Consider the following 22,529-nt stretch of genomic DNA (forward strand, 5'->3'; position numbering starts at 1 on the left):
CAGATTGAAATGAGTGCGGAAATCCTGACGATTCTGATGTTCGTAACACTGATGGCCACCATCGCCCTGGGGCATCCCCTGGCGATCACCCTGGCCGGTGTTGCGACTCTTTTTGGACTGATCGACAACGGCGGAAACATCAGCGCCCTGTTCCAGATGTTCATCAACAACGCCTGGGGCATCGAACAGAATTATGTTCTGGTCGCCATCCCGCTGTTTATCTTCATGGCCCAGATCCTCGACCGTTCCAAGGTCTCGGAGGGGCTGTTCGATGCGCTCTACATCGTTCTCGGCGGCATGCGCGGCGGCCTCGGAATGGCTGTCATCGTGGTTTCGACAGTCTTCGCCGCCACCACCGGCATCATCGGCGCCTCGGTCGTCGCCATGGGACTGATGGCCGGTCCGGCACTGCTGAAACGCGGCTATGACCGCGGACTGGCATCGGGCATCATCTGTTCTTCGGGCACCCTGGGCATCCTGATTCCGCCGTCGATCATGCTGGTGGTCTACGGCGGCCTGACCGGCCTGAAGGAAACCTCCGTCGGCAACCTGTTCGCCGGTGCCATCCTGCCCGGCATCCTGCTGTCCAGCCTCTACCTGGGCTATGTGGCGGTGCGCTGCGCCATCAACCCGCAACTGGGACCACCGATCCCCGAAGAAGACCGGACCGCCACCCTGAAGCAGAAAGTGATGATGACCGTCAAGAGCTTCGTCCCCCCTTTCGGGCTCATCCTGACCGTCATGGGGACCATCCTCGCCGGTGTCGCCACCCCCACCGAGGCCGCGGCCCTGGGCTGTATCGGCGCCATGGTGCTGGCGCTGTTCAACAGGAAACTCAACTTCGAGGTTCTCAAGCTGGCCTGCGAGGCGACCCTGCGCACCACCGCGATGATCATGCTGCTGTTCATCGGCGGAAAAATGTTCTCCGTTGTTTTTCTCAGCATGGGAGGCGGCGACGTGGTCGCCGACATGCTGCTCGGCATGGATGTCAGCCCCTATGTGGTGCTGGCCATCATGATGATGGTGGTCTTCATCATGGGGATGTTCATCGACTGGGCGGCAATCCTGCTGGTGGTGGTGCCGATTTTCACGCCGATCGCCGGCGACCTCGGCTTCAACCCGCTGTGGTTCGCGATGCTGGTTTGCGTCAACCTGCAGACATCGTTTCTCACCCCGCCGTTCGGCTATGCCCTCTTCTATTTCAAGGGGGTGGCGCCGCCCGAGTACACCATGGGCGACATCTACCGCGGAATTATGCCCTTCGTTGTCATCCAGGTGATCGGCCTTTGCCTGCTGGTCGGGTTCCCGGAAATCATCACCTGGCTGCCATCGCTCTTCTTCGGCGGCTGATTGACAGCAGGAACCTCAGCTGCGACAGCCAGCAGATATCAGCTTGCCGATTGCAACCTGTTCATAGCTTCATGGTTCCATGATAAGGTTTCACCTGAGGCTCAAAGCTGAGTGTCCGCTTTATCCATCTACCCACTAAGAGGCACCGATGATTTCTCAAGCTGCGGTCGCGCGCCTGCGCGACATGCTCGGCACAAAAAATGTCCTGAGCGAACCGGAAGACCTGCTGACCCTCGGCTACGATTCGACTCCCGAACTCTCCGGACAGCCCGATGTCGCCGTCTACCCGCCCGATCTCGACGGCATCCTGACCGCCATCGAGATCGCCCGTGACGAGGGACTGCCGATCGTCCCGCGCGGCAGCGGCACCGGCCTGTCGGGCGGCTCGGTGCCGGTCTCGGGCGGCATGGTCCTCTGTCTCAACCGCATGAACCGGATCCTCGAGATCGACGAGGCCAACCTGACCGCCACCGTTGAACCGGGGGTGATCACCCTCGACCTGTTCAACGCCGTGGCGGAAAAGGGACTCTTCTACCCGCCCGATCCCGGCTCACAGAAGATCTCCACCCTCGGCGGCAACGTCATGGAAAACGCCGGTGGCCTGCGCGGACTGAAATACGGCGTCACCCGCGACTACGTCATGGCCCTGCAGTGTGTGCTGCCCGACGGCAGCGTCGTCAACACCGGCGGCAAGAGCGTCAAGGATGTCGCCGGCTACGCCTTCAAGGACCTGCTGGTCGGCTCCGAGGGAACTCTCGGCATCATCAGCGAGATCACCGTCAGCCTGATCCCACCGCCGCAGACCAGGAAAACCCTGCTCGCATACTTCGACACCATGCCCAAAGCCGGCGAGGCGGTGGCCCGGATCATCGCCGCCAAGATCATCCCTTCGACCCTTGAAATCATGGACCAGGCGACCATCGGCTGTGTCGAGGAATTCGCCGGCATCGGCCTGCCGCTCGACATGGCGGCGCTGCTGCTGATCGAAGTCGACGGCCACCCGGCGGTGGTCGAGGAAGAGGCGGCGGCAGTCCACAAGGTTCTGCAGCAGGTCGGCGCCGCCGAGATCAAGCTGGCCGGGAACGCCGACGAGGCCGCCTCGCTGGCCGCCGCCCGCCGCACCGCCCTGTCGGCCCTGGCCCGCAAGTCGCCGACCACCCTGCTCGAAGACGCTACCGTGCCCCGCTCGATGCTGGCCGAGACCTTCACCGAAATCGAGCGTCTGACCGACAAATACCGGCTCACGGTCGGCACCTTCGGCCATGCCGGCGACGGCAATATTCATCCGACCGTACTCTGCGACGAACGCGACCGCGACCAGATGCAGCGCGCCCACGCCTTCTACGACGAACTCTACGAAAAAGTCCTCGCCTGGGGCGGAACCGTCTCCGGCGAACACGGCATCGGCGTCGCCAAACGCGACTACCTGGCCCGGCAGATCGGTCCGGCCGGCATCGCCGTGATGCGGCGGATCAAGGACAGCTTCGATCCGCGGAGGATGCTGAACCCGGGGAAGGTGATCGCGGAAAAATGATGAGAAAAGGTGGCCACCAAGGCACCAAGTTCACCAAGAAAACCATTTTTTAACTGAGAGACGCAGAGATGGAGAGGGTGCGGAGAAAGGCATAAGACCTTTTTGGGGTTTTAAAACCCAAAAGCTTTTCTCTCCCCACCTCTGCACCTCTCCGTCGCTCCGTTAAAAGAGTCTTTGCTCTTCTTGGTGCTCTTGGTGTCTTGAGCGAACGAAGAGAGCGAGTGGCAAGACAACATGACTGACATAGACAAAAGCAACTTCGCCCCCGGCGACGCCCCGACATACGAATCGGTGCTGCAGTGCATGCGCTGCGGCTTCTGCCTGCCGACCTGTCCGACCTTCGCCCTCACCGGTCGCGAGCGTTCCAGCCCGCGCGGCCGGGTGGCGCTGGCGCGGGCGGTCCACGACGGCAAACTCACTTTCAGCGAGGCCCTGAAAGAGGAGAGTTTCTTCTGTCTCGACTGTCGTGCCTGCACCACCGCCTGCCCTTCCGGCGTCAAGGCCGGCGAGGTGATGGAGGTCTGCCGCAGCCAGGCACAGCAATTTTTCCCCGGCGGACACCTGTCACAGAAGTTCCGCAGTTTCGTCCTCGAGCGCATGCTCCCCGACCCGGATGCCCTCGAGAAATCGATGCTCCCCAACCGCCTCTACCAGCGCCTGGGCATCCAGTGGCTGGTGCGCCACTCGCACATCCTCAAGCTCGGCCCCGACTGGATGGAGAAGGCCGAGGGGATGATGCCGAAAATCGGCGAGCCACTACGCCAGCAGCTCCCCGAGATCACCCCGGCAAGGGGCGAGAAGCGCGGCCGGGTCGCTTTCTTCCTCGGCTGCGTGATGTCACTGATGTACGGCGAGGTCTCCCGCCAGACCGTGCGCGTCCTCGCCTACCAGGGCTTCGACGTGCTCACCCCCAAGGCGACCAAGTGCTGCGGAGCGCCGCACCTCGCCGAAGGGGACCGCGAAACCAGCCGCCAGCTGGCACTGCACAATCTCGAGCTGTTTTTAAAAGAGGATGTCGATGCCATCGTCACCGACTGTGCCGGCTGTGGCGCCTCGCTGAAGGAATACGAGGAACTGCTCGAGGGGCTGGTGCCGCACGAGAAGCTGGAAAAGTTCCGCGCGAAGATCCGCGACGTGCAGGAGTTCCTCGCCGAGGCCGGGCTGCGCAGCGAAGGGCTCAAGCCGGTCAACACCAGCGTCACCTACCACGAGCCCTGCCACCTCTGTCACGCCCAGGGCGTCTCAAAGCAGCCGCGCGATCTGATCAAGGCGATTCCCGGGGTCGAGTTCCGCGAGATGAACGAGTCGAGCTGGTGCTGCGGCTCAGCCGCCACCTGGGGGCTGAAGTTCACCGAAGAGAGCCAGCAGGTCCTCGACCGCAAGCTGAACAACATCAAGGCCACCGACGCCGACCACCTGGTCACCGCCAACCCCGGCTGCCACCTGCAGCTCGCCTGGGGACTCAAGCAGGCCGGCATAAAGCAGGACGTGCTGCACCTGATGGAGCTGTTGGGACAGGCAACCCCGGAGTGACTCTCTCCCCTCTTCTCCCTGCCCTTGAAAGCCCACTGCGTAGCGGGGCTTTCAAGGGCAGGGGTTGTGGATTTGAAAACCTCAGGGGCGGTGCTGATTTTCCCATCTCGTCAAGATTGTCAAGACATGGGAGGGAGAAAAGAAGTCAGATTGACAAAGCGACCGTCAGTCGGTAAGACAACAGACATGAGAATTCCGATGCTGTTTTTATTGTTGCTGTTGCTCTCTGTCGGCCTGGCCGGAGCCACCGAAAAGTTCGCCCGGAAGACCGGTCATGACTGCAACTATTGCCACCTCAACCCGGCCGGAGGCGGTGAACTGACTGCGGCGGGGGAGGCTTTCATAGAACAGCAGGCGGCGGCCGGGGCACCGGTCACCACACCCGTGGCCGGCAGAATCCTGCGGCTGCTGGTCGGTTTTCTGCACCTGTTCACCGCAGTCTTCTGGTTCGGCACCATCTTCTACGTCCATCTGGTACTCAAACCGGCCTATGCCTCGCAGGGGTTGCCGCGCAGCGAAGTTCGGGTCGGGCTGGTCTCGATGGTGGTGATGGCCGTAACCGGAGCTTACCTGACCTGGCTACGGGTCGATTCGTTCGAGACCCTGCTGCACACCAGTTTCGGCATCCTACTGCTGGTCAAAATTGGTCTGTTCGGGATCATGGTGGCGCTGGCGCTGCTGGCGGTGTTCGTGATCGGACCGAAACTGCGGCAGAAAAGGGGGGCGACCCAGGACGTGGTTCTCGGAGACATGACCACTGAGCAGTTGGCCCGCTGCGACGGCAAGGATGGGCACCCGGTCTGCTTCGCCTTCCAGGGGCGGATCTTCAATGCCGGCAACAGCCCTCTTTGGAAAGGCGGTGAGCACATGAAACGCCACCCCGCCGGGACCGACCTGAGCGAAGCGCTCGGCCAGGCCCCGCACGGGGCCGACCGGGTGCTGAAGCTGCCGGATGTCGGTCAGCTTTTGCCGACAACGGAACAACAAACGGAGCCTGCTCCGAAACGGCTTTTCTACCTGTTTGCCTACCTCAACCTCGGGCTGGCTATCGCTATCCTGATGGTTGTCGCGCTCTGGCGCTGGAACTGAGGCCGGGTTGCACGCGAAGCGGCAACGGGTGCATAATGAAATTGACAGAGATACCAACTATCGGAGACCCTTGGCGTCTGATAAATGAGAGCCGAACAGGAGTTGAGGGCAGAAACTCGGTGGCTCCGAAGACTGCAGGCCTGAAGCAGATAAAATAAAAAAGGCGGCGTCAAAGAACCCTCCCGATACCCATCGAAGCCCGGCACCATGCCGGGCTTTTCTGCTGTCCCATCCCACAACAATGCGCAAATTACCCGGGAAAAGCGGTCGGCTCGTGCAGACTGCGGTCAGCAAGCTCTGGCCTGCCGGAATCGTGCCGCGGCCGTTCATTTCCCATCCTCCGAACCGTCCCAGCCGAATCTCGCCAGATCCACCCTGCCCCGTGCATCAAAAAAAATGCCCTCCGCCTCCAGCAGCAGCCGCTGGATCTCCCCGCCGTCGCCGGCGGCGCGGGGGCTGACCTCGCCTTTGCTGTTGATCACCCGTTGCCAGGGAAGTTCATGCCCGGTCGGCAGGGCGGCCATGGCGAAGCCGACCGTGCGGGCGCCGCAGCCAACCAGCCGGGCAATACGGCCATAGGTGGTGACCCGGCCTTCGGGGATCTGCCGAACCCGATCATAGATGCGCTGATAAAGGGAGGGAGATGCACTCATGGGTTTACTCCGCGGGACCGGAAGCGCGGTACTCCTGCCAGGGGAACTCACTCTGCAGCAGCGGTCGCGGGGTAACCTGATCGGGGATCCGCAACAAGGTGGTTCCGGACGGGATCTGCAGCTCCCGGTAGAGCCGGGAACTGCAGCGATTATAGCTTTTCGACAGGTGCATCGGCAGAAAAAACTCCGGACGCAGCTGCTCCAGCAACCGGTTGACATCGGCGCTGCAGAGATGTCGTGAGCTGCGGGCCCGTTCGACAGCATCGCTCAGGAAGGTGGTTTCGCAGAGTAGCAGGGTCACCCCGCTGAGCAGCCCGGTGATTTTCTCCCGATTGGCAGCACTCCAGCCAATGTCGCTGATATAGCCGATCGAGGCCGGTCGCTGCTCGGCGGCAATTTCCCGGCAGAACCCCCGTACGTCCTCGATCCGGAACTCTTCGGCGCCGTCCACCCCGCACCGCAGGACGGTGAGCGGCAGGTCAAGATCTTCCCGCCGGTGAAAACGCCGCTTCAATTGCCTGATCCAGGGGCCCTTGAGCAACTGGTGCCGGTCGAGAAAGGCTTCATCGATGATGAAGGTCGGCTGCTCGTCGATACGGAAAATCAGCGAGTCGACCAGGTGATCACAGGGCTCCGCCGCAACCCGGAGCAGGTGGTTCTCGAAGATGACCCGGCTGCTCCGGGGGCGGCTTCCGAGTTCCGTGCGGCGGAAGCCGTCGGGACCGGAGAGAAGATGGGACCTGATCGTCTCACTGCCGATCTCGTGGACCCGGTAGCTTCCCCAGTTCTGCTCACAGAGGTTCCAGTCGTATCCGGCCAGCTTGCTCTCCAGCTTGGCCGCGATCCCGACCGGGCCGAACAGCTCGACGGTCTTCGGCGTAACGTAGACATGGCGGGTGAGGGTATCAATCCCCATCCAGTGATCCATATGACCGTGACTGACGAAGACCGCCTCGATCGCGGTCAGGACGCGCTTGGCGAGGTGCTGCAGCCGACCGCAGTCGAACAGCAGGTTGCTGCCGAGCGGCCGCTGGCGGATCAGCAGCAACGGATCGTCGAACAGCCCGGAGCAGAAGTTCGGTTGGAGATTACGAAACGGCAGCCGCAGGGTCATGAAATTATTCTACCTTTTCCAGACGGAGATGAATCCGGTGGCGAGGTCGGACAAAAGTCCCTTCCACCTCCCCTCCCCCAAAAAACCTCACAAACCTCGTTCGGCATAGCCGCTGCCGATGGCGGAAAAAGGCAGATCAAGATGCAGTTCGGGTACCTTGAGGCCGACCCAGGCGGTGAAGGTGTTGCTGTTCGGTCCGGGAAAAAGGCCGTACTCTTTTGCCCAGGGGTAGCTGCGGGCCGCCGCGTCAACCCGGGCGATCAGTTCATCCACCCCTTTTCCGCGATGCTCGTTCAGCAGTCGCGGCCGCTCGCCGTACCAGAAACGGTCGGGCAGATCGGCAGCGATCCGCACCACCGAACCGGCGGGTTTAAGCCGCCAGCCGATCACCTCGTAAACCCGATAGTGGTCGGCATTGCTCGGCTTGGCGGCGATCCAGGTGTGAATGGCGAACCACCCCCGCCAGCTCCAGGCGGAGGCTCCATAGACCTGCAGCACCGCCTCCCGGGTCGTTTGCGGATCGGGAGCGATCCCGGCCGATGCGCGGTTTGCGGCATGCCAGTCGCTATGGGTGGCACGGTTGGCAAGGACGAAAACCAACAGGCACAACGGCAACACGAGTTTCAGAATGGTCTTTACCGGCGGCGACATCCTTGATCCTCCAGTCATCACCTGAATCAGTCCAGCTATCATTCTACCCTCGTCAACGCGGCACGAACAACTGCAGGGCACAATTCCATTGCCATCCGAGACAACAATTGCCGGGGCTGAGGGGCAGGTCAGGGAGTTACAGAAAGCAGAGAACAGGGCACCGGATCGACCGTCTTCTGCACCGAATTCATGCTGTCAGGATCCTGTCTCCCGGCAAAAGCAATCCCCCCTTCTCTTGTGAAAAGGGGGGATTCCAACCTGAACCGAGGAGCATTCTCCGGGAGGAGGCGGAGGAGAGTTCAGGCGCAATTCTTTCCTTCACCCCGGTGCGCGGCCAGGGCATTGGCCACGCGTGAACCGGAAGGACGCTGGAGATAGTCGGAGATATAACGACCCGCCGCCACCAGCGCCTGCAGATCGACCCCGGTTTCGATGCCGAGACCTTTGAGCATATAGAGCAGATCCTCGCTGGCGACATTCCCCGAGGCGCCGGGAGCGAAGGGGCAGCCGCCGAGACCGGCCACCGAGCTGTCAACCACGGCAATGCCCTGCTCCAGCACCGCAAGAATGTTGGCCAGCGCCTGACCGTAGGTATCATGAAAATGAACCGCCAACCGCTCCACCTGGACCTTGCGTGACACCGCCGCGATCATCGCCCGGGCCTTGCCCGGAGTGCCGACCCCGATGGTGTCTCCAAGGGAAATCTCGTAACAGCCGAGTTCCATCATCCGCCCGGCCACCCAGGCGACCGACTCCGGATCGACCGCGCCTTCGTAGGGACAGCCGAGTGCGCAGGAAACATAACCGCGAACCCTTAAACCCTGCTTGCGGGCCGCCTCGCAGACCTCGCCGAAACGATCAAAACTGACAGCGATCGAACAGTTGATATTCTTGCGCGAGAAGGATTCCGAGGCGGCACCGAACACCGCCACCTCATCGGCGCCGGCGGCGATCGCCGCCTGCAGCCCCTGCAGGTTGGGCACCAGCACCGGGTAGCTGACCCCCGGCCGACGCTTGATTCCCAGCATCACCTCGGAGCTGTCGGCCATCTGCGGCATCCACTTCGGCGAGACGAAACTCGCCCCTTCAATGGCCGCCAGACCGGTTTCGGAAAGCCGGTTGATCAGTTCGATCTTCACCTCGGTCGGGACGACGGTCGACTCATGCTGCAGACCGTCACGCGGTCCGACCTCGACAATCTTGACCCGTTTCGGCAATCTCACTCTCATCGTCAGGTCCCTTCGTCTGCGTCAAAAACCAGCAGCGGCGCGCCCTCGTCCACCAGGGCTCCGGCCTGATAGTTGAGCTCCGCGATCACCCCGTCAGCGGGCGCGGTGATGGTGTGCTCCATCTTCATCGCTTCGAGAATCACCAACGGCGTGCCGCGCTTGACCCGCGCCCCCTGGTCGACCATCACCGCGATGATCTTACCCGGCATCGGCGCCGTCACGCTGCCGCCGGCATCCTCCTGGTCAAAAGCCTCGGCGTAAGGATCGTGCAGCAGCAGCCGGTGCGCATGACCGGCCACCAGGACGTCCAGCTCAGCTCCCCGGCGAACGACCCTGGCCTGCAGCTTTCTCCCGGCGATCGACGCCTGCAGGGATCCGTCTTCCGCCAGGGATCCGGATGCTTCGATCGTTCCGGACGATAATTCGACCAGGCAGCCGCCCGAACGATAATGGACCTTGGCCTCAACATCGGTTTCACCGTCGGTGAAGCAGAAACGATGATGATTGTCATCATTAAGCCGCCAGCCGTCGGTCAGGTGCCAGGGCGACCAGGGATCGTGGGAATCGACCGCGGCCCGCTGCGCCTCGGCTTCGCGACTCAGCAACAGGTAAAGAGAGGCCAGCACCAGCACCAGGTCGGACGCCGGAGCGGTCTCGGGGATCAGCTCGTCACGATGCTGCTCGATGAAACCGGTGTCAAAGGTCCCGGCGGCAAAGTCGTCCTGCCCGGCCACCGCCGACAAAAAACCGACGTTGGTCTTCACCCCGGCCACTTCGACCTGTTCCAGGGCGCGACGCAGGCGACGCAGGGCAGCCGGGCGGTCCCGGTCCCAGACGATCAGCTTGGCAATCATCGGGTCGTAGTGAATGCTGACCTCATCCCCCTGGCGGACGCCGGTATCGATCCGCAGATGCCCGTCCTCGGACGGAAACTGCAGATGATGCAGGCAACCGATGGAGGGCAGGAAATCACGCGCCGGATCCTCGGCGTAGATCCTGGCCTCGATGGCGTGGCCATGGATATTGAGCTCTTCCTGGCGACAGGGAAGCGGTTCCCCGGCGGCCACCCGCAGCTGCCAGTCAACCAGGTCCTGCCCGGTGATCAGCTCGGTCACCGGGTGTTCGACCTGGAGGCGGGTGTTCATCTCCATGAAATAGAAGGATCCATCGGTATCAAGCAGGAACTCGACCGTTCCGGCGCCGACATAGCCGATCGCCTCGGCGGCGGTCACCGCGGCCGCTCCCATCGCGCGACGCAGCTCGGCGGTCATCCCGGGAGCCGGGGCCTCTTCAAGCACTTTCTGGTGACGGCGCTGCACCGAACAGTCACGCTCGAACAGGTGCAGAACCCGGCCATGACTGTCGGCAAAGACCTGGATTTCAACATGTCGCGGCTGCTCCAGGTAACGCTCCAGCAGCAGCTTGTCGTCGCCGAAGCTGGCTGCGGCCTCGCGCCGGGCGCCCTCGATGGCGGCATCCAGCTCCGCCGGATCGCGCACCACGCGCATCCCCTTCCCTCCGCCGCCGGCACTTGCCTTGACCAGCAGCGGGAAGCCGATCTCACCGGCCGCCGCCCGCAGGGTCTGAAGGTCCTGGTCGTCACCATGATAGCCCGGGACCAGGGGCACCCCGGCCTGCTGCATGATTGTCTTGGCGGCACTTTTTGAACCCATGGCCCGGATCGCCTCGACGGTCGGACCGATGAAAGTCAGTCCGGCAGCGCCACAGGCGGCTGCGAAATCGGCATTTTCGGCCAGGAAACCATAACCGGGATGAATCGCTCCGGCCCCGGCACGGCGGGCGACATCGAGCAGCTTGTCAGCCTGCAGGTAGCTTTGAGCCGCCGGGGCCGGACCGATGTGCCAGGCCTCGTCGGCCAGGGCGACATGCCGGGCCTGTCGGTCGGCATCGGAATAGACCGCTATGGTGCGCAGGCCCAGTTTCCGGGCCGTGCGGATGATGCGGCAGGCAATCTCGCCGCGGTTGGCTATGAGTAGAGAATCGAACATAATGTTTCAACCTTTCGCCGCCAAGGCGCCAGGGACGCCAAGAAAAACCCTTTTAACGGAGAGTCGCAGAGAGTGAGAGAATACAGAGAAAATCAAAAGCGATTTTTGGTTTCAAACCCAAAAGATCTTCTCTCCTTCTCTGCCTCTCTCCACCTCTGCGTTAAAGCAGTTTGCAGTTTTGCCTTTCTTGGCGGCCCTCTTAATCTTTTTCCACCGCCCAGTTCGGCCGGCGTTTCTCCAGGAACGCGCCGAGCCCTTCACGCCCCTCGTCACTGGCCCGGGCGGCGGCGATCCGCTCGGCGGTATCGGCCAGCAGATCCTCGTCCACGGGACGCCAGGCGACATCGGCAACCAACTGCTTGGCGGCCGCCATCGCCTGCGGGCCGTTCTGCAGCAGCAACCGGGTCAGCCGGTCCGCTTCCCTATCCAGGTCTTCGGCAGCCACGATCTCATGCACCAGGCCCATCCGCAGCGCGCTTTCGACATCAAACCGCTCGGCCGTGAGAAAGTAGCGGCGGGCGGCACGCGGACCGATGGCGGCCACCACATAGGGAGAGATGGTCGCCGGGATAAGCCCCAGCTTCACCTCGGAAAGGCAGAAACTGGCCCGTGGCGTGGCCAGCACCAGGTCACATGCAGCCACCAGTCCGACACCACCGCCGAAGACGGCTCCCTGGACCAGGGCGACAGTCGGTTTGGGCAGATCGTTCAGGGTCCGCAGCAGTTCGGCCAGGGCCATGGCATCGGCGAGATTCTCTTCACGCGAGTAGTCGGCCATGCGCCGCATCCAGCCGAGATCGGCCCCGGCGGAAAAACTCTTTCCCGTTGCCGTCAGGCGCACCAGGCGCACCCGCGGATCGGCCGCGAACTTCTGCAGCGCCTCCGTCATCCCGGCGATCAGGCTGTCATCGAAGGCGTTGTGCAGTTCCGGCCGGTTCAGGGTCAGGGTCGCCCGGCCGAGGTCGTCGATCTCCGTCAGCAGTTTGTCGTTGCTCATGGCTGAATAAACCTTTCGAAATGAAGAATGTTCAGATGCCGCAGGCCTCTCCCGCGCGTTGCGGCAGGGTAAGGGGAAAGGGGGAAAATGACAATCCCTTCACCCAGCCCCAAATCCACCGACCATTTCGGGATTCGGCTGTCGTTACGGTGAATCTGCTTTGTTGCCGTCACCGTTTCGGTGCTCGACGTAGCGCGGCTACGCCTGTGCCCGAAACGGTGCGGCGCCGCGCATCTCCACCCGTTCCGCCACCCTCGCTCCGCAAAACCGCCGGTGGATTTGGGCCAGCCTGCCGCCGGTCGCGGGACAATCCGGCCTACATCCGGAACACTCCGAAGCGGGTTGCTTCAACCGGCGCGTTGAGCGCCGCCGAGATCCCCAGGCCCAGTACCATGCGGGTTTCGGCAGGGTCGATGATGCCGTCATCCCAGAGACGGGCGCTGGCGTAGTAGGGATGTCCCTGGCAATCGTACTGTTCACGGATCGGCTGTTTGAAGGCCTCTTCCTCCTCGGCGCTCCACTCCTCGCCGCGGGCCTCCAACCCGTCCCGCTTGACCTGGGCCAGCACCCCGGCGGCCTGTTCGCCGCCCATCACCGAGATGCGCGCGTTGGGCCACATCCAGAGCATGCGCGGGCTGTAGGCACGACCGCACATGCCGTAGTTGCCGGCCCCGAAACTGCCGCCGATCAGTACCGTGAACTTAGGTACCGCCGCGCAGGCAACCGCGGTCACCATCTTGGCCCCGTCCTTGGCGATGCCGCCGGCCTCGTACTTGCTGCCGACCATGAAGCCGGTGACGTTCTGCAGAAACACCAGCGGGATGCCGCGCTGGCTGCACAACTCGATGAAGTGAGCACCCTTCTGCGCCGATTCGGAGAAGAGGATGCCGTTGTTGGCGACGATGCCGACCGGGTAGCCGAAGATGTGAGCGAACCCGCAGACCAGGGTTTCACCGTAGAGCTTCTTGAATTCATCGAACTCCGACCCGTCGACAATACGGGCGATCACTTCGCGGACATCGAAGGGCTTGCGGCTGTCGGTCGGAATCAGTCCATAGATCTCCTCGGCCGGGTAGAGCGGTTCGACCGGTTCGCGCAACGCCAGCGAAGGGCGCTTGACCCGGTTGAGATTGGCAACGATCTTCCGGGCCAGACCGAGCGCGTGGGCGTCGTTGGCGGCGTAATGGTCGGTCACCCCGGAGGTGCGGCAGTGCACATCGGCGCCGCCGAGATCCTCGGCGCTGACCACTTCGCCGGTGGCCGCCTTGACCAGCGGCGGACCACCGAGAAAGATGGTGCCCTGCTGCCGGACGATGATGCTTTCGTCCGCCATCGCCGGGACATAGGCGCCCCCGGCGGTGCAGGAGCCCATCACCACGGCGATCTGCGGGATGCCCTTGGAGGACATCCTGGCCTGGTTGTAAAAAATCCGTCCGAAATGGTCCCGGTCTGGAAAGACGTCTTCCTGCAGAGGCAGGAAGGCCCCGCCCGAATCGACCAGATAGATGCAGGGCAGATGGTTCTGCTCGGCGATCTCCTGGGCCCGGACATGCTTCTTGACCGTCAGCGGCAGGTAGGAACCGCCCTTGACCGTCGCATCGTTGGCGATAATCAGGCATTCCCGACCGGAAACCCGGCCGATACCGGTGATCACTCCACCGGCCGCGACCTTGCCGTCGTACATGTCCCAGGCGGCGAACTGGGAAAATTCGAGAAACGGCGAACCGACATCAAGCAACTGGCGGATCCGTTCACGCGGCAGCAGTTTGCCGCGGGCCAGGTGCTTCTCCCGCGCCCGCTCGCCGCCGCCCAGCTTGATCCGCGCCACCTTCTCGCGCAGATCCGCAACCTGGGCGCGCAGCACCTCGGCGTTGCGACGAAAATCCTCTGATTCAGGCTGTAATGAACTCTTGAGAATACTCATGAATGATCCGATCTGGGGTTCACATCAAAATCTTTTTGCCACCAAGACGCCAAGAAAGGCAAAACTGCAAACTGCTTTAACGCAAAGGCGGAGAGAGGCAGAGAAGATTTGGGTTTAAAACCAAAAAATTGCTTTTGATTTTCTCTCTGGGCCCTCTCCCCCTCTGCGACTCTCCGTTAAAAGGGTTTTTCCTGGCGGCCTTGGTCCCTTGGTGACTGCATTCGCCGTTCCCTATTCCGTCTCCGCAAACAACTCCCGACCGATCAGCATCCGCCGGATCTCACTGGTGCCGGCGCCGATCTCGTAGAGCTTGGCGTCGCGCAGCAGTCGGCCGGTGGGGAATTCATTGATGTAACCATTGCCGCCGAGACACTGGATGGCGTCGAGGGCCATCCGGGTGGCCGTTTCGGCGGAGTAGAGGATCGCGCCGGCGGCATCCTTGCGCAGGGTGCGCCCACCGCGCCTGATGGCGTCGCGGGCCACCGCATAGACGTAGGCCCGGCAGGCATTCATACCGGTATACATATCGGCCAGCTTGGCCTGGATCAACTGGAACTCGCCGATCGCGTGCCCGAACTGTTTGCGTTCATGAACATAGGGGATCACCACATCCATGCAGGCCCCCATGATTCCCAGCGGACCGCCGGAAAGAACAATCCGCTCGTAATCGAGGCCGCTCATCAGCACTTTGACCCCGCCGTTGATCTCCCCGAGGACGTTCTCAACCGGCACCTGGCAGTTCTCGAAAACCAGTTCGCAGGTATTGGAACCGCGCATCCCGAGTTTGTCGAGTTTCTGAGCGGTGGAAAAACCGGTAAACCCTTTCTCGATCAAAAAAGCGGTGATGCCGCGTGGACCGGCTTCCGGGTCGGTCTTGGCATAAACCACCAGCACATCGGCATCCGGGCCGTTGGTGATCCACATCTTGGTACCGTTGAGGACGAAGACGTCTCCCTGGCGATCCGCCCGCAACTTCATGCTGACGACATCGGAACCGGACCCGGTCTCGCTCATGGCCAGGGCGCCGACATGCTCGCCGCTGATCAGTTTCGGCAGGTATTTTGATTTTTGTTCGGAATTGCCGTTACGGAAAATCTGGTTGACGCAGAGATTGGAATGGGCGCCATAGGAGAGTGCCACCGAAGCCGAGGCCCGGCTGATTTCTTCCATGGCGATGACGTGCTCAAGGTAGCTCATGCCGGCCCCGCCGTACTCTTCGCTGACGGTGACGCCCAGCAGTCCGAGATCCCCCATCTTGCGCCAGAGGTCGGCCGGGAAGAGATTGTCCCGGTCGATGTCGGCGGCACGCGGAGCAATCTCCTCGGCAGCAAATTGTCGCACCGTCTCCTGCAGCAGGGTAGCGGTATCGTCAAGGTCAAAACTGAGTCCGGGATAGTTGATCACTGTCATGATTTTCTCCAACGGTGGTTAAGAAACTGCTGCCCTGTTGAATAGCAAGCCCAGTGCCAAACCCGGAAGCGATTACGTATTTAAAAATCCTCCACTAACCTATTGAAATAAAACGGCTTTAAAGACCGGCATAGTGACTGTTCAAATCTTCTTCCGGGGTGTGTCAACGGACGGAGACGACCGCTGCTTAACAGCTGTCTCCGTCCGTTGACCCGGGACAGCTAGCGGGTGATGGCCGCCCCGATGACAATCCGCTGCACCTCATTGGTGCCTTCGTAAATCTGGGTGATCTTGGCGTCGCGCATCATTCTTTCAACCGGGAAATCACGGGTAAATCCATAACCGCCGTGAATCTGCACTGCTTCGGTGGTCACCTTCATGGCCACGTCGGAAGCGTACATCTTGGCCATGGCCGAATCCTTGCCGTAGGGAATCCCGGCGCTCGCCTTGTAGGCGGCCTGGTAAACCAGCAGACGGGCGGCCTCGATCTCGGTCGCCATGTCGGCCAGCTTGAACTGGATCGCCTGGAAACCGGCAATCGGCTGATCGAACTGCTTGCGCTCACGGGCGTAGTTCAAAGCTTCCTCGTAGGCTCCCTGGGCGATGCCGAGGGCCTGGGAAGCAATTCCGATGCGACCGCCATCGAGGGTTTTCATCGCCACCTTGAAACCGCTCCCCTCTTCGCCGAGCAGGTTGGCAAGGGGAATCCGGCAATTGTCGAACACCAGTTCACGGGTGGGTGAGGAGCGGATACCCAGCTTCGACTCCTTCTTGCCGAAGGTAAAACCGGGGGTATCCTTCTCGACAATGAAGGCACTGATGCCGTGATGTTTCTCCGCCTGCTTGTCGGTCCGGGCGAAAACGATGTAGATCTCGGCCTCTCCACCGTTGGTGCAGAAGATCTTGGTGCCGTTCAAGACCCAGCTGTCCCCATCCCTGACCGCGGTGGTCCGGGTGCCGCCGGCGTCAGAACCGGCCCCGGTCTCGGTCAGGGCGAAAGCTCCGAGCTTGGTCCCCTGGGCCAGGGGGGTCAGAAACTGCTGTTTCTGTTCCTCGGTCCCGAACAGGTAGATCGGATTGGCGCCGAGGGACAGGTGCGCCGAAAGGGTCACGCCGGTCGAAGCGCAAACCCGAGAGAGTTCTTCAACGGCAATGGCGTAGCTGATATAGTCGGCACCGGCGCCACCATATTCTTCGGGGAAAACGATCCCGGTCAGGCCGAGTTCACCAACCTTGTCGTGCATCAGGGCGCGATCGAAGGTTTCGGTTTCATCCCGCTCCGCGGCGCCCGGCTTGATCTCCTTTTCGGCGAACTCGCGCACCGTCTGGCGGATCAGGCTCTGTTCTTCGGTCAGTTCAAATTTCATTTATGCCTCCTGTTGCTGGTTGAAAAAGATAAATGCAGCCACCAAGACACCAAGTCCACCAAGAAAATCAAAAACTGAAAACTGATTTATCGCAGGGGCAGAGAACATTGGAGAAAGCGAGAAAATCCTCTGGGTTTTAAACCCGAAATTGCTTTCTGGTTTTTCGGCGTCCCCTCCCTCTATGCGACTCTCCGTCAAGATGGTTTTCTTGGTGATCTTGGTGTCTTGGTGGCGAATCTACTGCCGTTTTCACCCGAAACTGCGCAGAATATCCCGGGCGATGATCAGTCGCTGGATTTCACTGGTGCCTTCGTAGATGGTGGTGATGCGGGCGTCGCGGGCGTAGCGCTCGACCGGGAAATCGCTGGTGTATCCGTAGCCGCCGTGGATCTGCAACGCCTCGTAACAGGCCCGGTTGGCGCTTTCACTGGCGAACAGCTTGGCCATCGACGCCGCCCGGGCGTAGGAGCGACCCTGCTCCTTCTGGAAAGCGGCATTCATCAGCAGCAATCGGGCCGCTTCGAGTTCGGTGAAGGTATCCGCTATTTTCCACTGGATCGCCTGGAAATCGGCCAGCTTGTGGCCGAACTGCTTGCGCTCCAGGGCATAGCGGGTGGCACAGTCGATGGCAGCCAGGCCGACGCCGAGAGCCAGGGAACCAATGCCGATACGACCACCGGCCAGTTCACCGACCGCGACGCGGAAACCGTCGTTGAGGCGCCCCATCAACGCATCTTTCGGCACCCGGCAGTCACTGAAAACAACCTCGTTGGTAGCCGAGGCGTGCTGCCCCATCTTCTCTTCCTGCTTGCCGATGCTCAGGCCCGGGGTCTCCCGCTCGATCAGGAAACAGCTGATCCCCTTCCCTTTCGGGGCCTGTTTGTCGGTCACCGCCCAGACCACGAACACCCCGGCGTAGGGCGCGCTGGTGATGAAGATCTTGCTGCCGTTGAGAACCCACTGGTCACCCTCCAGGACAGCCGTGGTCGTCATCCCGGCCGGGTCGGACCCGGCACCGGATTCAGTCAGGGCAAAGGCACCGGCCGGGTACTCCCCCGAACAGATCCGGGGAATGTACTGCCGGCGCTGCTCTTCACTGCCGACCGCCTGAATGACTTCGCAGACCATGTTGTTGACCGACACGGTCACCGCGGTCGAAGCGCAGGCACGGGAGATCTCCGTCAGGGCAAGGGAAAAGGCGACCACCCCGGTCTCGGCACCACCGTACTCCTCGCGCACGTTCAGCCCCATGAAGCCGAGTTCAGCCAGCTTGCGCAGATTGTCGAAAAAGGGCTGCTGATCGCCGCCCCGGTCAAGCTCGCCGGCCACCGGGGCCAGTTCCGCCTCGGCAAATTCCTTCGCGGTCTGCTGGATCAGTTTCTGTTCTTCGGTCAGGTCAAGGTTCACGTTTCAGATCCTTTTTTCGGGGGCCGCCCGCTCACGGTGTTCGCTCAAGACGCCAAGAAAGTCAAAATCTGTTTCACGCAGAGGTGGAGAGGGGCAGAGACAGAGAAAATCCATTTGGAAGAATTTAAATTCCCGAATCCAGGTCTGGATTTGCTCTGCGTTCTCTCCTGCTCTGCGTCTCTCCGTTGAAAAAGGTTCTCTTGGCGCTCTTGGTGTCTTGGCGGCCCAAAGATTTTCAGCTTATTTCCCCGTAAACTTCGCCGGCCGCTTCTCCAGGAAGGCCTGCATCCCTTCCTTCTGGTCGGCGGTGGCGAAACAGAGACCGAAGAGGTCGGCTTCGCGGGCGCAGGCACGGGAAAGATCGGTTTCGAGTCCGTCACGCAGGGCGGCCTTGGCAAAAGACACCGCCACCAGCCCCTTGGAAGCGATTTTCGCCGCCATCTTGCGCGCCGCCGGCAGCAGCTCTGCGGAAGGATAAACCTTGTTGGCCAGCCCGATGCGATGGGCTTCAGCGGCGTCAATCATGTCGCCGGTCATAATCAACTCCGCTGCCATCCCCTTGCCGACCAGCCGCGCCAGTCGCTGGGTACCGCCGAAGCCGGGGATGACTCCAAGATTGACCTCCGGCTGACCGAATCTGGCATTTTCAGCAGCCAGGCGGATATCGCAGCAGAGGGAGAGTTCGCAACCACCACCGAGGGCAAAACCGTTGACCGCGGCGATAACCGGCTTGGACAGCTCTTCGATGGCCGCCGCCAACTGGTGACCGAGTTGCGCAAACCGACGTGCGGTTACGGCATCGAGCGACTGCATTTCAGCGATATCCGCCCCGGCAACGAAGGCCTTCTCACCGGCCCCGGTCAGGATCACCGCCTTGACCGCGTCATCATCCCGAATCCCGGCGAAACAGCAGATCAGCTCCTTCAGGGTCGCTTCATTGAGGGCATTGAGGGCCCTGGGTCGGTTGACCGTCACCGTAGCGATACCATCCTCGACTGCATACAACAAATTTTCGAATGTCATTCCATCCCCCGTCTGGGTCTTAAGTTGGTTGTTGACTCATCTTCAGCCTTTGGCCCTTCAGCCTTTGGCCCTTCAGCCTTTGGCCCTTGGCCCTCAGCCCTTGGCCGACGTTCACCCTATGACGACATCAGTACCGGCACCGTCATCTGCTTGAGCAGCTGCGAGGCCATCGGCGCCGGGGCCGTGGGCAACGCGCCGCCGGCGACCAGCAGGTCGATTCCCTCTTCCGCGACCCGGTTGAGCAGGGCATCTCCCAGGCCGATGCCACTGATCAGACGCACTTCAACCTCGGCCGTGATCCCATGCAGGGCGAGAAAATCCGCAAGTTTTTTCAGTGTCACCTCGGACTGTTCACGCTCCGAACTGTCGGTGGCGAAGCTGAGCAGATAAACCGCCTCGGCCTCCGCCATCAGCGGCAGAGCATCGGAAACCGCGCGCGCCGAGGCCCGACCCGACCGCCAGGCAAGCATTACCCGGGTACCGACCCGCTGGAAATTCCCGGCAAAGGGGATGGTCAGAATCGGCCGTCCGGAGGTGAGAATGATTTTTTCCGGCAGGTCACGGGGCGGTGCGGGCGGTGCTCCGGCCTCGGGACCCGGTTGGCCGACCAGGGTCAGGTCGGCGAAAAAGGCCTGAAAACTCAACCGCGCCGCCAGAGGCTGGTGAGCCATGCTCCGGATTTCCGGAATCCAGACGAAGTCGACTCCGGCCTGTTGGGCACGGGCGGCACAATCCGCCTGCACCTGATCCCGGAGTTCCTTTTCCTGCCCTTGAAAGAGATAGGGCATTGATGTTGAGTAAAAGGCGCTCAACCGCGCCTGCCGGCGTCCTGCCAGGTCCAGGGCGAGATCGAAACGTTCGCTGCTGCGGTCGGTCTGGTCGAGGTGCACCAGGATGTTCCTGTAGGCCATGCTCACCTCCCGGGGTGTCAACGGTTAATTCCAGGATTCAGTATACTTTATGAATTCTGGTAATCGAAAAATCCCTTGCCGCTCTTCTTGCCCAGCCAGCCGGCCTTGACCATCTTGCGCAGCAACGGACAGGGCCGGTACTTGCTGTCGGCGAAGCCTTCATAGAGAACCTCCATGATTGCCAGGCAGGTATCGAGGCCGATGAAATCAGCCAGTGTCAGCGGTCCCATCGGATGGGCCATGCCGAGTTTCATCACGGTATCGATCGACTCGGCGTCGGCGACCCCCTCGTAGATGCAGTAGATCGCCTCGTTGATCATCGGCATCAAGACCCGGTTGGAGATGAAACCGGGATAGTCGTTGACCTCGACCGGAACCTTGCCCATCTTTTCCGCCAGTTCCTTGACCGTGGCATAGGTGGCGTCACTGGTGGCGATGCCGCGAATCACCTCGATCAGTTTCATCACCGGTACCGGATTCATGAAGTGCATGCCGATCACCAGTTCCGGGCGTCCGGTCACCGCCGCCAGCTCGGTAATCGGCAGAGAGGAGGTGTTGCTGGCGAGAATCACGCCCGGCGCGGCCACCTCGTCAAGGGTGCGGAAGATCTTCTCCTTGATCTCCATTTTCTCGACGGCGGCCTCGACGACGAAATCGACCCCGGCGGCGTCAGCCAGGTCGGTCGAGGGGATCAAGCGGGACATGATGGCGACCTTGTCATCCTCGCTGATCCGCCCCTTGGCGATATTCTTGTCGAGCAGTTTGCCGATAAACGCCAGCCGATTGTCGATGAAGGTCCGGTCGATGTCGTTGAGGACCACCTCCAGACCCGCCTCGGCCGCCACCTGGGCGATTCCGCCACCCATCTGACCGGCCCCGATGACCATGATCCGCTTGATTGCCATTGCTTTCCTCCTGTTTGAAGAATCGAAAACCAGATGCAGCCACCAAGGCACCAAGTTCACCAAGAAGTCGAAAAAGATGGAGGAAAAACCAAGAATGGAGCCTTCCGTCCCAGATTCCTGTTTTTCTTGGTGTTCTTGGCGCCTTGGTGGCTCAAGATTTTTGTTTTCACACCCGCTCGAAAATCGCCGAAACCGCCTCGCCGCCACCGATGCAGAGGGTCGCCAGACCAAAACGCTGCTGACGCTGTTCCAGTCCGTTGAGCAGGGTCGTAACCAGGCGGGCACCGCTGGCGCCGACCGGATGCCCGATGGCGCAGGCGCCGCCGTTGATGTTGACCTTGTCACGGTCGAGACCGAGCTTGCGGATGGCGATCATCGTCACCGCGGCGAAAGCCTCGTTGATCTCGAACAGATCGATCTGCCCGGCCGTCAATCCGGCCCTGGTACAGGCGCGCTCAATCGCCCCGACCGGCGCCTCGGGGAAATTGTCCGGGTGCAGACTGTTGGTCGCGTAGGCCACCAGGCGGGCACGCGGCTGCAGGCCGTATTTCGCCACCGCTTCACCGGAGGCGAGCATAACGAAGGACGCGCCGTCGGCGATGGTCGAGGCATTACCGGCGGTCAGAGTACCGTCTTTGCGAAACGCGGGCCGCAGGGACGTGAAACGGTCGAAATCGACCCGGAACGGATCTTCATCCTCGCTGACGACGACGTCCCCCTTGCGAGTCTTTTTACAGACCGGAGCAATTTCCCGGACGAACAGGCCTTCCTTGACCGCATTCTGGGCGCGCCGATAGGAGTCGATGGCAAATTCATCCTGGTCCTCGCGACTGATGCCGAGCCGAGCCACGGTTTCCTCGGTCACTTCGCCCATGTGACGGCCGCTGTAGGGGTCCCACAAAGCATCGTGGATCATCAGGTCAATCGCCGTAGCGTTGCCCATGCGCATGCCGTAACGCGCCTTGGGCAGGGCGTAGGGAACCAGCGACATGTTCTCCATGCCGCCGGCGATGGCAAGCTGGTCGTCGCCAAGACGGATGCTGTCGGCGGCCAGCATGATCGCCTTGAGACCGCTGCCGCAGACCTTGTTGATGGTCATCGCCGGAACCCCGTCGGGAATTCCTGCCGCCCGCATCGCCTGCCGGGCCGGCGCCTGGCCGACCCCGGCCTGAATCACCTGGCCGGCGATGAACTGCCCGACCTGGTCAGGCGCGACACCGGTTTTTGCCAGCAGTTCCCTGACCACCGTCGCCCCGAGTTCGGGAGCCGGGACATCAGCCAGGTTGCCGCCGAAACTGCCGAACGGGGTACGCAGGGCCTCGATGATGAATACGTCAGACATGGTTTTATCCTTTCGAATTTGTAAAAATCGGCCAAGGGCTAAAGGTAAAGGCACAAGCGGCCAGGGGACTCCCTTTCGCCT

The 22,529-nt window shown here is 61.6% G+C and carries 18 protein-coding genes; 4 read left to right on the plus strand and 14 right to left on the minus strand.

Annotation, left to right across the window (positions count from 1 at the left end):
- The first annotated feature begins 9 nt into the window (after positions 1–9).
- From B5V00_RS14510 to B5V00_RS14525, 4 genes are all read left to right on the plus strand, one after another.
- Positions 10–1,350: a TRAP transporter large permease gene (locus B5V00_RS14510; protein WP_085011542.1), complete on the plus strand. Its 1,341-nt coding sequence runs from the start codon at positions 10–12 to the stop codon at positions 1,348–1,350.
- Between the two features lie 148 nt (positions 1,351–1,498).
- Positions 1,499–2,884, plus strand: a complete 1,386-nt coding sequence (locus B5V00_RS14515) for an FAD-binding oxidoreductase (protein ID WP_085011543.1) — start codon at positions 1,499–1,501, stop codon at positions 2,882–2,884.
- A gap of 234 nt (positions 2,885–3,118) precedes the next feature.
- Positions 3,119–4,417 (plus strand): (Fe-S)-binding protein, encoded by a 1,299-nt coding sequence (locus tag B5V00_RS14520; RefSeq protein WP_085011544.1) that lies wholly within the window; start codon positions 3,119–3,121, stop codon positions 4,415–4,417.
- Between the two features lie 198 nt (positions 4,418–4,615).
- Positions 4,616–5,506, plus strand: coding sequence for a CopD family protein (locus B5V00_RS14525; RefSeq protein ID WP_245803990.1), 891 nt, complete (start codon positions 4,616–4,618; stop codon positions 5,504–5,506).
- Positions 5,507–5,832: 326 nt separating this feature from the next.
- Here the strand turns inward: B5V00_RS14525 and B5V00_RS14530 are convergent, their stop codons facing one another.
- The 14 genes from B5V00_RS14530 to B5V00_RS14600 form a co-directional block, all read right to left on the minus strand.
- The gene (locus B5V00_RS14530; RefSeq protein WP_085011546.1) at positions 5,833–6,159 is read right to left on the minus strand and encodes an MGMT family protein; all 327 of its coding nucleotides are present in this window, start codon (positions 6,157–6,159) and stop codon (positions 5,833–5,835) included.
- Positions 6,160–6,163: 4 nt separating this feature from the next.
- On the minus strand, positions 6,164–7,273 hold the full coding sequence (locus tag B5V00_RS14535; RefSeq protein WP_085011547.1) for an MBL fold metallo-hydrolase: 1,110 nt from the start codon (positions 7,271–7,273) through the stop codon (positions 6,164–6,166).
- A gap of 87 nt (positions 7,274–7,360) precedes the next feature.
- Entirely contained in the window at positions 7,361–7,924 is a 564-nt protein-coding gene (locus B5V00_RS14540; protein ID WP_245803991.1) for a DUF3750 domain-containing protein, read from the minus strand.
- A 299-nt stretch (positions 7,925–8,223) separates the two neighbouring features.
- Positions 8,224–9,147: a hydroxymethylglutaryl-CoA lyase gene (locus B5V00_RS14545; protein WP_085011561.1), complete on the minus strand. Its 924-nt coding sequence runs from the start codon at positions 9,145–9,147 to the stop codon at positions 8,224–8,226.
- An 8-nt stretch (positions 9,148–9,155) separates the two neighbouring features.
- Positions 9,156–11,162, minus strand: a complete 2,007-nt coding sequence (locus B5V00_RS14550) for an acetyl/propionyl/methylcrotonyl-CoA carboxylase subunit alpha (RefSeq protein WP_085011548.1) — start codon at positions 11,160–11,162, stop codon at positions 9,156–9,158.
- Positions 11,163–11,361: 199 nt separating this feature from the next.
- A complete protein-coding gene (locus B5V00_RS14555; protein WP_085011549.1) occupies positions 11,362–12,159 on the minus strand; it encodes an enoyl-CoA hydratase/isomerase family protein in 798 nt (265 codons plus the stop codon).
- A 316-nt stretch (positions 12,160–12,475) separates the two neighbouring features.
- The gene (locus tag B5V00_RS14560; protein ID WP_085011550.1) at positions 12,476–14,083 is read right to left on the minus strand and encodes a carboxyl transferase domain-containing protein; all 1,608 of its coding nucleotides are present in this window, start codon (positions 14,081–14,083) and stop codon (positions 12,476–12,478) included.
- A gap of 231 nt (positions 14,084–14,314) precedes the next feature.
- The gene (locus B5V00_RS14565) at positions 14,315–15,493 is read right to left on the minus strand and encodes an isovaleryl-CoA dehydrogenase (RefSeq protein WP_085011551.1); all 1,179 of its coding nucleotides are present in this window, start codon (positions 15,491–15,493) and stop codon (positions 14,315–14,317) included.
- Between the two features lie 221 nt (positions 15,494–15,714).
- A complete protein-coding gene (locus B5V00_RS14570; RefSeq protein WP_085011552.1) occupies positions 15,715–16,860 on the minus strand; it encodes an acyl-CoA dehydrogenase in 1,146 nt (381 codons plus the stop codon).
- Between the two features lie 249 nt (positions 16,861–17,109).
- Positions 17,110–18,267: an acyl-CoA dehydrogenase family protein gene (locus B5V00_RS14580; protein ID WP_085011554.1), complete on the minus strand. Its 1,158-nt coding sequence runs from the start codon at positions 18,265–18,267 to the stop codon at positions 17,110–17,112.
- Positions 18,268–18,507: 240 nt separating this feature from the next.
- Positions 18,508–19,290: an enoyl-CoA hydratase-related protein gene (locus tag B5V00_RS14585; protein ID WP_085011555.1), complete on the minus strand. Its 783-nt coding sequence runs from the start codon at positions 19,288–19,290 to the stop codon at positions 18,508–18,510.
- Positions 19,291–19,406: 116 nt separating this feature from the next.
- Positions 19,407–20,201 carry a hypothetical protein gene (locus tag B5V00_RS14590; protein ID WP_085011556.1) on the minus strand — a complete coding sequence of 265 codons (795 nt, stop codon included), beginning with the start codon at positions 20,199–20,201 and terminating at the stop codon, positions 19,407–19,409.
- Between the two features lie 47 nt (positions 20,202–20,248).
- Positions 20,249–21,106, minus strand: coding sequence for a 3-hydroxybutyryl-CoA dehydrogenase (locus B5V00_RS14595; protein ID WP_085011557.1), 858 nt, complete (start codon positions 21,104–21,106; stop codon positions 20,249–20,251).
- A 166-nt stretch (positions 21,107–21,272) separates the two neighbouring features.
- On the minus strand, positions 21,273–22,448 hold the full coding sequence (locus B5V00_RS14600) for a thiolase family protein (protein WP_085011558.1): 1,176 nt from the start codon (positions 22,446–22,448) through the stop codon (positions 21,273–21,275).
- Positions 22,449–22,529: the final 81 nt, after the last annotated feature.

Origin of the sequence: Geothermobacter hydrogeniphilus, from assembly GCF_002093115.1 — a bacterium.
GTDB classification, from domain to species: domain Bacteria; phylum Desulfobacterota; class Desulfuromonadia; order Desulfuromonadales; family Geothermobacteraceae; genus Geothermobacter_A; species Geothermobacter_A hydrogeniphilus.